We start from the raw sequence: 12,891 nt of genomic DNA, 5'->3' as shown, positions 1-12,891 counted from the left end.
TAGCGAGCCGCTGGCATAACTGGAGTTAGACAAAGCGAGTCAACGAAGTAATAAAAGAAAAACTAAATGACGATATATAGTCTTTTAGTTTACTTTTAGTACTAGATAGCGAGCCGCTGGCATAACTGGAGTTAGACAAAGCGAGTCAACGAAGTAATAAAAGAAAAACTAAATGACGATATAAGACTGTTTCTCACCCTATATTATACCACACCCCCCCCTCGCATAGTATGGGCAAGGCCTCTCCTTTAAACCGAAAAAATCCCATTGCCACAGATTCAACCTGACAATGAGATTTTTCCTTTATTCGTAGCCTGTCAGGCACTATCGTTTCGTATAAGTAACCAAACGATAGCCCAGCAAGAAGAGGATAATGCCTAGCGATAAAACCGCTATGACCACCGCATTCCCTGTATATGGAATCTCAATACCGGGCGGTGTGATGGGCTTGTTCTTGATTTTTACAATCTCAGAAACATGGGAATCCGAGCTAATCTCGAACGGTATCGTATCGAGAGACAGAAGATACCCTGTAGGCGCCTGCACCTCCTTTAGGTAATAACGACCATAAGGAAGAGGACCTACTTGAAAACGACCATCTGAGCCTGAAGTGACATGATAAGAATTGCCGTCGACTATCACTTCCTTCAATTCTCCGTTCACTTCCTCAAGGACTACAAACTCTGCCCCTGATAAGGGAGCGGTGCTTGTTGAGACCTTCAGAAAGGTTTTACTGCCGGTTTCCTTGCTTGGTCTTCTGACTTTTGCCTCAATCTTCGACACACTTCCATCTACCTTCATGACGAATGGAATGACTTCGAGTTTTGTAGGAGTCCCTACTTGTCGAACGTAATACCATCCCTTAGCCAAGCCCTGAAAGCTGGCTTGACCATCTGAAGTGAGAGCCAGTGAGGAAATTGGCTCACCATAGTGCTGTGTTAATTCTGACCGACTTTTTTCATATAAAGTATCTGCCAACTGTCCAGAAGAGGCTGGCTCTTCTGCAGCAATATACCAAGCCTCCAAGCCGGTTGACACTTGACTGGCATCTATTCCGTCTGGAAGAGGAATATGAACCTGAACATCAAAGGAGTCTTGTGCTTGGAGTGAAAGTGAGGGCAGTGATAGTACACATATAACTGCTATAAAACAACTTATCAGCTGTATCAGTCGTCTCATCTGTCCCTCCTTTTCTAGTATGAATTAGGCTTCTTCTTCAGATTGGCGTTTTTTCAAAGCGATGAAGGCAAATACCATTGCACTCAAACCTACAACTGTAAATACAACTGTACCGATACCACCCGTTTGTGGGATGGTTACTTTTTTGTTTTCTACGCGTTGATGACCTTCAATTGGTGTATCTGTAGCTGTTGTCCAGCTATTAGCACCAACTACAAATTCGATTGGTGTAGTTAATAATGCATATCCATCTGGTGCCTTGGTTTCGACAAGGTTGTAAGTACCAGCCGCTAGACCTTTGACTTCGAACTTACCGTCTGCTGATGATACAAATGTGAAGGCTTTATCTTGAGCTGTTACCCATTCCCACTGCATGTTCATTGCTTCGTATGCAGCATCACGAGCAGCTTTCAAGGTATCAAGGTTGTCTGTTTGATTATTTTTTACAGCTGTTACGTATGCTTCTTCTGCATCTTCATATTTCGTGATTGCTTCTGCTTGCGTTGTTGTATCTTTCAAAGCAAGGAATTTACCATCAACGTTTGTCACTACGAATCCTGCGCCAGTCAATTTTTTAGCATCATCCTTAACGGCAGCATCATCTGTTTTCACAAAGCGTTTACCATACGTGATCACTTTTGGATCTTCTGGTGTCAGTGGATTTGGGTTAGGGTTCTTTTTGTTGTTTACGTTGATTACACCCAAATCACCATTTGAGTAGTTAGGAAGCGAACCAGGAACGCTAGTTTCCTCGATGACGATGTAGTCTTTAGAGTCGTCAAGGTCCGATACTGTAACAGACGAAGAATCTACCCCAAGTGTAACTTTCGTAACTAATTTACCAGTTTCTTTTTCATAAACACCGAACTCAACCGGAACTTTGACTACGCCCTCACCCCAAGTTTTATTAATAACAATCTGTTTATTTGATGGTTTAGTTGATTTTGGCTCAGTGAACTCGCTTGGACGGTTACCGTAAATCAATTTAACTTGGTTAGGGATACCTGTATCAACAGCAGCTGAGTCGTTCAAGGTAGCATTGTAGGTTAACGTAAAGGTTACTTCACCTGCTTTCGCAGCATTTTCTAATTTTGTAAGACCAGTAGTCGTTAGTTTAGCAGTAAAACCACGTTTTGTTTGGACTAGTTCGTAGTCTGTATCTTTTGTCCAAGTGCCCTCAGTTGCAACAATCTTTAATGAGTCAAGTGTGAAGTCAAGACCTGCAACCATGGTATCTTCCCAAGCGAATGTCTTGTACGCTGAGTCTTTAGGAACAGTTGTTGTAATCTTATAATCGATACGATCGCCGATGTTTACATCTTTTTGTTCTTTTTTTCCGTCTCCAAATGTCTTGTCAATAGTTGGTTGATTTTCAGTATTCTTTGGATAAACGTGAAGAGGAGTTTTTTTATCAAAGTAACCTGTACCATCTGTTTTTGCTTGTGGCAAGACCAGTTTGAATGGAACAGCTTTCATACCAGTCAATTCTTTTTGACCATTGTAGTATGGTGAGTTTTCTTTGTCCTCAACGAAGATGTAAGTACCATTCGCTAGAGTGAATTCTGCACCATTAGTTGTTGTAAGTACGCCATTTGGATAAGTTGGATCAAGTTGATAATTATCGTTATCATCTGCTATACCAAGATTAGCACCTGTCTTAGTCTCAGTAGTTGCTGTTGTTCCTGCTTCTACTTTTTTCCAGACTTTGAATCTTACATCTTTAACTTCAGTAGCAGATTGCGTGTTAAAGTACTCCTTCAAGTCATCAATCTGATTCCCGTTGTACTTATCAAAATCTTCTTGGTATTCAAAATCATTAAATGCTGTTTCGTCCATTACGACTTTATGAACGATAACTGTTGTTTCTTGCGTAGCCGCATGAGCTACTGGAGCAAGACTTACCAGCGTGCCAAGCACTGTCAATAGCGTGGCAAACACTGAAAATAATTTCGTCATTTTTTTCATGAATGTTCTCCTATTTTTCATCTTATGTGCATTAGGTACTATATAATGTTTTTTCGACGTAACTCAACGGCTAAAGCTACTAACATCATCACCCCCCCTAATGCAATATATGGGATTGCGCCCATTCCACCTGTTTGCGGATATTCTCCTTTGCGGAGGTTTTTCACGACAATCAGGTGAGGATCCATATCGTCCAGACTGACGAGGTCACCACCATCTCGAATGGTAATCGTGCCATCTGCACCTATATCGATATGGAATTCTTTTTCGATCTTTTGATAGCCCTCTGGAGCTACCGTTTCTTTCAGGATATAGGTTTTCCCTAAAGCCAATTGGTCAAAGCTCACTTCATCACCTGTGGTCGTCGTTGTTTTGACAACGGCTGAGGCAGGATTATCACCTTCTCTTAGCTCAAACTGGGCTTCTAACCGTTGATTTGGATCACGGTAAGAGCGCTTGGCTAGTTTGATGGATGTGGTCGAGCGTGTGTTCTTCATGGTGAAGAGGACAACATTCGCCCCATTCGCTCTTTGAGCTAGGCTAACTTGATCATCTCCATTATGAAGATAAGTCGTACCATCATGGTTAATCTGGAAACGATATTGTTTCGGATTTAGTTGATAGCCTGTTGGAGCAGCTGTTTCTTCCAAGATATAGTAACCAAAACTTAGTGGTGTTTCGAATATACCATTTGCAGTTGTACCACTAGCAATTTCAGCATCTTTAACTCCATCATTGTTCGAATCGCTATAAATCTTGAATGTTGCTCCGTCTAGGAGTTGATTATCATTACGACTATCCGATTTTTGGAGTCGGAACTTGAATTGCTTGAAGTTCTTGATGGTTATCTCAAGGGTAGCCCCTTGTGACACATCAACCGTTACCATATTCGAATCAAAGTCTATGAGTCTCAGACTTCCATCTGCTTGGATCTCGAATTTAATGTCTCGCAACTCAGTGGTCGGTCTATAACCACCGGTTGGAACGACTGTCTCTTTCAAGATATAAATACCGACTGGCAGGTTCGAGAAGGTAATACTGTTGTCAGCATTGCTGGTAGTGCCTTTCATGCCGACACCATCAATGACTACAGGTCGATTATCCTCTGTAAAGAGTTCAAATCGAGCGTTCAATCCAGTCGTTGGATTATGGTAGTCCCGTTTCTTCACTTTGATGCTACGACGTTCATTTTTAACGGTAATCGTTGTTGAGCGATCCGTCGCATCAATGTCACCGATAGCAAAGTTGTCATCTCCATTATCTGTCGTTACGCTACCATCTTCTGCAACCACCAGTTTGTACTTTTTACCGTTGGTCACATACCCTGTCGGTGATTGGCTTTCTTGGAGATAGTAGGTACCTGCATCGGTAACAGTAAATTCAAGAATACCTTGGCTATTTGTTGTCTTTTCGTCCCCTATCTGGGTTGTTTGGTCAGAAGCAAAGAGTTTGAACTTGGCTCCTGCGAGAAGCGTTTGTTTGGTCTTGTCTATTTTCTTAACCTTGATTTTCTTCTCAAACTCATTTTTAAGAACGATAGACAAACGGTTATCCTTGGTTGTAGTCCCCACTAAGTCTGCAGGGGCATCCACCCCAAGTACAATCTGATTGGAAGCATTAACAGTAAATGTAAATGCTTCTAACTGCTTGTAACCACTTGGTGCACTGATTTCTTCCAATCTATAGCGCCCCTGTGGAAGCAAGAAGACTGCATCTCCATCAGCTCGTGTCGTCCATTCTACTGTCTTAGCAGTTGGAGTAAAAACACCACTATAATTATTTTGATGCCATGTCACATCTTTAAAGTTTGGAGCAGGTGTTTGATCCAGTGCAGTTATTTTCAATCGAACGCCTGCCAGACTGACACCTGTCGCTTTTTTCAGTTTTTGAACGCTCATCTCAAGGAATGGAACGTTTTTTACAGTCAGGCGGATTTCTCGATTTTCATCTGCATTGCTAGTCGTCAAGAGTTCTGCTGGTCCTTCAAGAACGGTTAGTGTTCCATTGGCAGCAATCTGTACCTTAATATCCGCAATTCCATTGTAATTGCTTGGTGTCCGTACCTCTTTGAGGACATAAACACCAGGATTGAGATTGCGGAAGACAAGGTTCTCACCAGACGACGTCGTATTTCCGGCATCGACACGACTACCATTTTCACGATAAAGTTCGAAGCGAGCATCCAGTCCAGCATCTGTCGTCGAGTCTTTCTTGATGACTTTAAAGTTATAGCTTTTTTGCGTATTTTTTACTTTAATGCTAATAGCGTTCGCAAGAACTCCGCTAACAGCTGGTAAATCTGTTACGCTGACCGAATTCGTTTGACTTAAAACTCTAAAACGTGTCACAGCTTTCTGTTGCGTTACTGCATAAGCCTGCGTTGCTTCGTACAACTCTAGTAAGGCCGGTCCATTCAAACCGTCATAGCCTTCTGGTGCCTGCGTTTCCACAAGAACATATTTACCAAGCGCTGTCGCAGTTAACCTAGTCATGCTACTTTGACCTGTGAAGTTCAAGGTTTGCACAAGGTTGCTGTCATTAAGAGTAACACTTGATACAGTATCAGCTGTTGTACTATCGTCAACTTTGTAGAGCTTAAAGGTGACAGGTTTTGAGATTTGGGTGTTATTGCTATCAACCTTCTCAATTTTGAACTCTGGATTTTCGATGTTACCGATTTTAATAATATTGGCTGTATCATTACTTCTACCTGCGTCAATCGTTTGGGTAGCATCTCGAACACTTACCTGCAGGTCTTTGATTCCCAACCATCTACCTGTTCCTGTCTGTAGATTTCGTACACGAATGTATCGTGCATAGATATCTACCGATTGAGTAAGGTCAAGCGTTGTGAAATCACCGAGTGATTGGTAGGTGATGCCATCTGATGAATACTCAAGGGTATAGCTATCCATCTTGTCACGGTCACTACCATCTGTAGCATTTTTACCTTGCGCAAAGAGGATTTGTGTCACGCGTTGAACCGAACCTAAATCTACTCCCCACCATTGACCTTCATTCAAGGTTGAACTTGGAAGTTGGTACAAGGCTCCAGTGGTTAGATTTCCATCAAGAGATTTATCATCTGTATTAGAGCCATAGGTAGGGGCACTAGCAATCTCTGCCGATTTTATCACACGCAAGTCGCTTGCTGTGTGGCTACTAGTGTCTGAATTAGGATAGAAGCGCACACTGCCATCTCTATCAACATGAATCGTGTACGTTTCTGTCGATTTAATGTAGCCAGATGGGGCTTGGGTTTCTATCAGAGTATAGACCCCAGGCTGGAGGTTTTCAAAGACAAAGTCTTGGTTAGCAGCTTGCTGTTTGACGATGGTGACATTTGGATCATCATTCTTGGTCAACGTAAAGGTCATTTGCCCAGTGATAAGATTGGTCAAATCACTAATCCCTTTGACACGCTTGCTAACTTTGAATTTTCCGAGTGGATAGTTCTTTACTTTTATCGTAATCGTATCTGGTGAGCTCGTCGTCACGTCAATACCTTCAAGATAATCACTAGAAACTTCCACTACACCATCTGCCCGAATGGTAAATGGTACCAAACCTGATAAGCCGATATAGCCAGACGGAGTTGTTTCTTCTTTGATGTAGTATGTTCCTGGGGCAAAGTTTTTAGGGAAACTTACTTCTCCATTGGTAAAGTTTGAAATTTGTCTATCAATGACATTTCCTTGGCTATCAGTGATACCGATGCGGGTCTGCACAGTTACTTTTTGTCCAGTCAGTGCATCTACTTTCTGCACTTTCACCTTATAAGTTGGAGGGCGGTTAGTGATTTGACTGCCTCCTGATGCAAAGGTAATCGTACCTGTGTCAGAAACGGTGAATCGAGCGGCAGCTGTGGTTAGCTTGCTATAACCTGATGGTGCGCTGGTTTCCCAGAGTTCATAGGTTGTCCCACCTTGCAGGTGATCTACTCGGAGTTTCCCTTGTGCATTTGAGGTCAACCCTGTCAACACTCGTTTGTAGCCTGTTTGGGTCATCTGACGAAGTTCAAACACTGCATCAGCGAGTGGCTGACCTTGCTCGTTTACCTTGGTAAACTCGGTACTGAAGTCCTCATCCACAACATTGATGCTAAAGTTACCGTTGACAACTTCGATGGCTCCTGTCTGAGTATTGGCAGTATCTGTTAACTTACGTATTTTCAGCTCTCCATTCTCTTCATAGACTTCAATATCTATTGGAGAAATCGTTTTATAGCCTGCTGGAGCTTTTGTCTCTGTCAAGGTATAGGTCCCTTTTGTGAGGTTAGAGAACATGAATTGACTCGCAAGAATCACATCACCTATAGTAATGTCATAATTGCCACCATTTTTGCTCTTAAGTCTGAAGACCGCACCTTTTAGTGGCTGGCTTTCACCAAGCTCAAACTTATTGATTTGCAGTGTAGTTGGCTTGGTATTGACAACTTCTGTTGGACTATTGACATCGTATTGTTTGCCATCAATGGTAATGTTTTGACTATTGGTGATGACAATCTTGTGCTCTGTCGGGTCTAAGATATAGCCAGATGGCGCTTGCGTTTCTCTAAAGGTATAAGTACCGGCAGCTATCTCTGAAAACTGAATATTCCCATCATCATCAGAAACTGCAGTTCGATACGGCTCAGTCCCTCTATACAGTGTTAAAACTGCACCTGCTAGTGGACGTTTTTGACCATTTTCATTCGTAACTTTTTTCAATTTCAGGCTATACCAATCTACAGGATAAGCACCACCTCGTGAGGCTGTATCTCCTTCACGACGATAAATATTTCTTGTTCTTCCGTTGCCCAGAACTGGATTTCTATACTTAACACTCATACCATTATAGTACAGTCCGTTCGTTTGGTACTTTTTCCTCTCCGTCAGTCGAACTACAATTGCCTTATTGGCCGTATTCCCATCATGGTAAAATTCAATTGTGTGAGTACTAGTAAAATTATCAAATGCAGCATTGGAATTTCTTTCGCTATAAACCTTTACCGATACACCTATACTATTGTCTGGTAAACCATAATGATGGACATTTCCATTTTGTGAAGTCCCTTTATAACCTAACTTCACCAAACTATCCTTTGAATAGGACATAGCCTTGGTACCATCTGCAATATAGATTTCGATAGACTGAGGAATACTACTTGCTACGTTTCCATTAGGATATAGTTCTAAACCTGGATGTAAAAAATCCCAAAACTTTCGACTATCCCCGCTAGCGCTACCTATATTTGCGCCAACTGCATTATAGACCAGTTCCCAAGTAAACGTATCGGCAGTCTGGCTATATTGGTATTTATTCATTCCTCCAAACCTAGACAGTCCTCCTTCACTACCATCAGTGTTTGTAGCATCTAAAGTCCCATTTGTCTGTACCGTTTTTTCGCAATTCATCCCGCTTCCATTGTATGTGGATTTGAAATTCAGTGTCTTACTAACATATGTCTGATTACGAGTAGCCGTAGTGTACCACTCTGGAAGATTTGGGATGACCCCTGTTTTATAGAGTTCTTTCGTTGCTCTGTTGTTAATTTTTATCACATTACTGGTTGGTGCACCAATCTCAAACCAACCATAATAATCCTGTACAGAATAAGCATCTGCTGTCAATACAAAACGAAGTAAGTTATCTTTTTCATGATATACATTAGCTATCATCTTACCATTTGCAGATACAGTGGTCCATACATTATTAGGATTGGCAACATGACTCAACTTTAACTCTGGTGGCAGTTCTAACGTAAATGAGTCCCCTGCACGCGCAAAAGCAGGTATTTTCAAGTTCATTCTCATCGAACCATCAAAACCACCCCAAATAGTAGAACCTGACTGATACATAACGTAATTGATACTGACAGGGTCTATACTGGTTACTCCATAGTTTCCACAAGTACCCGTTGGAAATATCGGTGTCATTGTATTATTTTTTTTATTTGTAAAGACATAGTAAAGATTTTCCCAGTCTGTCTGTCTGCTAGAAAGAATGTAACCTGATGGAACCGCTTCGGTTATTTCATAGTATATTCTCTTTTTAGTCGCTGTGCTTCCTGTACCAGAAAACTTGTCAACATTAGCAATCGTAACTTGTGTCGTATTTGCGCTAATTGTTGCCGTGCGATTGGTTAAACTTCCACCATTTGCCGTAAAGGTCACATCGACCTTATCACTACCAGTCTCCCAGTTTTTCTGTATGGTAATGTCACCTTTCAGGGCTTCTAGTTGTGCTCCTGAAATAGTATGGTTAGCTTTCTCGTTTGTGACATTCGTTATCGTCTTGACTAGAGCAATAGCACCTGGCGGAACATCCGTAACTGTAATTTGATTATTTGTCGGTGTTACAACAGTTGCAGAACTTTCCGTGTAGCTACCTGTAGCGGTCGGCGTATAAATGTAAACTGTATAGTTATGAACCGCCTGTGAATTGTCTAAAGCAACGTCGAATGTAAACGTTTGTGGATCTGTGGTATCATTTAGCTGCGAACTAGTCCATTCGATGACTTTGTCATTGCCATCACGATACTTACCAATGGTACGGTTGACGTTCGAGGTATTGACCGTATCAACTTTTAAGTCGCCTAAAGGACCTCCGTCATTTTCAGCTGGAAGTGTAATGGTATCTGCTGTTGATAAGGTACGCATTTCAGCTTGACTTAAGGTAACTGACGTACCATTATAGGTAAGTTTACTTCCCTTTGGAGCATCCACTGTTACTTCTGAGCGATAATCCAAACTATAGTTATCACTTGGAATCACTACAGGAGTTTCAATCGTATAGACGTATGTTCCATTTTCAACTGGTAAGTTATCTGTTGCCGATTTGAAATTGTCGGAACTTCCATAGTGGGTCGTATTGGTTGTTATCGGAGTGCCATTTTTTGTGACTGAGGTAATTCGTGGTTCTCCTAGACCTGAGTCTGTTGTGGTGGAGAAGGCATTTCTGATAGAGGTGATATTGCTATTAGCGCCCCCTACCGTAGTCGTATACTCCCAGATGATTTTTGTGGTATTAGTAGCCAAGTCAACCACTACTTCCTTTTTCTTCAAGACACCATCTTGTGCATAACTCTGATAGAAACCTGGGATAGAAATCGTGATTGGCTTGAAGATGTACTTGAAGATAGACTCTTCACGTGTATAGGTAGTTGTTTTATTACCAGATACGGTCGTGGTAGTCGTCGTTGTGGTCGTTCCTGTGACTGTAGGCGCTGCAAACAATGAAACATCAAACAATGACCGTGCCATTCTAGCTGAACGTCCCCCCGATGAAGCACTTAGCATTGAACTGATATCATAGGTTATTAAAGAACTCTTGAGATTATTAACAAGCGTTAGCTCTTTCGTCACATTAGCCTCTGATAAGACTACGGTCTCTTCTTTAGAAAGTTCATAATTATCCGCAGTTGTTTTTTGAACAACTGTATAGGTTCCTAGCGGGAGATTTGAAATGGTTACAAGACCATCTTTATCTGTTCGTCCTGTATAGACCGTATCGCTCTGCTCAGTATTGCGAACTTCAAATTCTGCACCCTCAATAGCATTGTTTGCCGAATCTTTCTCTTCTGCTTGTGCTGAGGTAGCCTCTGTAGATTTTGTGACTTTAATCTGGATAGCGCCTCGTTGATCAACAGCCTCCGCTACCGTTCCCTCTGCTTCCGAAGTTGTTGTACTAGCTTGTGACTCTTGACTCTCAGGTGTTTGTCCTTCTGTTTCAGAGGTAGGAGGATCCTGGGCAGGACTGACCTCATTGACATCTTCACTGGAGGTAGTAACTTCTTTTTTAGGGTAGTCTTTAAATACACTTGGTTCAGACTTAAAGTAAGCGATGACGTCTTCTTTGATGACTGCCACAAGCTCTCCCTTTACAACGTCACTTACTTTAGTAAAACTTACCGTTAACTCATCAGCTAGATTTTCCGAATTAACTTTTGGAAGCAAACGGTAGGAATGATACTGTTCCCCATAGGGTGGGAGGGTTTCTGCATTTTTCGCTAATTCATCAGAAGCACCTAAGACGGTATTTCCCTCTTGCATTTGTGAGTTAGAAATTAAGTCATTCTCGTTATATGAGTCATCTAACTCCCAATCTTTAGTTAAAGTCTCCTTCTTTAATTCCAGACCTTTTTGTGCAATGACAACTAAACCGTTATCTTCAATTCCCTGCTTATCTACGCTTATGGTTAAACCCAAGGTATTCGGACTTGACAGCGACTCATCTATACGAAGTGATAACTTCTCTTTTTCTTCTTTTTTATCCTCAATATAGGTTCGCCGTATCGTCCTGTCAGCATTAGCGATTTGTTCCTCTGCCAAGACGCTTGCTATTCCAGAGAAACTATTTGCAATTAGTAGCGTAACTGATAATAACTTAGCTATTTTATAAGCTTCTTTTCTCAGCTTCATCTTTCCCTTCCTTCGCTTTACCTTTCTACTACATCAATGTCTATCTACTTTAAACAAGCGCATATCAGTCGTTTCTTTTTGATTACTTCAACGAGCAAAGCGACTCAATATCCAACCTTTTACAGTTAGTAGACTATAAAAGTAGCCTACAGCTCGTTACCTTGCGCTAAAAGACTATAATTCGAATACATCAACTCTAATACGTGACAAGTAATACTTTTAAGAGTAGTATCGTCATTTAGTTTTTCTTTTATTACTTCGTTAATTCGCCTTGCCTAACTTCAGTTATGTCTGCGGCTCATTGCCTCGTACTAAAAGTAAACTAAAAGACTATATATTACATAGCTATCCCAACAAATTGTACATACATTAGTATTATATCTCGACCCCCAAAAAATCAAGTGGCTTTTATATCAAGCAAACCTTCTCGCCCACCTCTACAGACGCTCCCGTTAAAACATCCTTATGCTCATGAACAATTTTAACGCCATCAATTTTCTTTAATTTATCCAATACAATATTTTGATTCTCTCAAGAAATTAAGTAGAACGTTCTGCTTTAAAATAGTTAAAATCATTTTACAGTGAACAAAAACTACCCCCCCCTTAAATATCGAGGGGAGGGTGATTTCATAACTTGCAAAGTTAGTATAGCATAAGTGTTTGGAAAGTGCAAGCATTTTTTTGATTGTTTTATACGTCGTACGCATGAAGAAAATGCATGTAACCATTTTCTTGATACATGCATTTTTTCAATTTATTTTCATAGTTTTTACATTTAGTCATGAATAATTCCTCAAATTCAGACTAATTATAGCATAAATTTTTGCTAAAAAACTATATAAAATATGAAAGTATGTTTTCCGAAAACAAAATTTTCTTCATGTGTTTGGCGTGTTTTTTGATTGTTTTATACTTACTTTGAGAATTTACCGTTTTAGTTCAAAAAGTTCCAAATGAAAGTTCCAAAACATTGCTTGAAAACGAAAAACTCAGGAGCTGTTTCAGGTCATCAAGTTTTTACCAGACTCCCTCAAACCATCCTAAGTTTGTAACAACCGTTCTATTCTGTATGATAACTTTGTGTCAATTCCATCAGGAGTTGACTTTTTTCATTTCACAAACTAGGTAAGACCTTCGCGGTTTGCGTTTGGACCACCGCTCTTCCCCAACTTCCTCAACAAATTCTCCATATTTGGACAAAAAATTATTGTGGACAATCTTTTTGTCTGGTGAAATGACGTTCACCAACTCCGTTGCAGTATAGATATTATAGTTGTTTAGTTTTTATTTGATGTATGATAAAATAGACTTATGACTTACGGAATTGATTTTAGAAAACGCGT

General features: G+C 40.7%; 3 protein-coding genes. All 3 read right to left on the bottom strand.

Annotation, left to right across the window (positions count from 1 at the left end; translation table 11 throughout):
- Window positions 1-324 precede the first annotated feature (324 nt).
- Genes P7J36_RS10035 through P7J36_RS10025 form a run of 3 tightly spaced genes read right to left on the bottom strand, consistent with a single transcriptional unit; the run spans window position 325 to window position 11,546 of the window.
- Window positions 325-1,179, bottom strand: coding sequence for an MSCRAMM family protein (locus P7J36_RS10035; protein ID WP_408552016.1), 855 nt, complete (start codon window positions 1,177-1,179; stop codon window positions 325-327).
- A 24-nt stretch (window positions 1,180-1,203) separates the two neighbouring features.
- A complete protein-coding gene (locus P7J36_RS10030) occupies window positions 1,204-3,144 on the bottom strand; it encodes an isopeptide-forming domain-containing fimbrial protein (RefSeq protein ID WP_408552017.1) in 1,941 nt (646 codons plus the stop codon).
- A gap of 38 nt (window positions 3,145-3,182) precedes the next feature.
- Window positions 3,183-11,546: a SpaA isopeptide-forming pilin-related protein gene (locus P7J36_RS10025; RefSeq protein WP_408552018.1), complete on the bottom strand. Its 8,364-nt coding sequence runs from the start codon at window positions 11,544-11,546 to the stop codon at window positions 3,183-3,185.
- Window positions 11,547-12,891: the final 1,345 nt, after the last annotated feature.

It is taken from the genome of Streptococcus suis (assembly GCF_046032115.1).
Lineage (GTDB): Bacteria > Bacillota > Bacilli > Lactobacillales > Streptococcaceae > Streptococcus > Streptococcus suis_AJ.
This window is presented reverse-complemented; position numbering and strand designations above follow the sequence as displayed.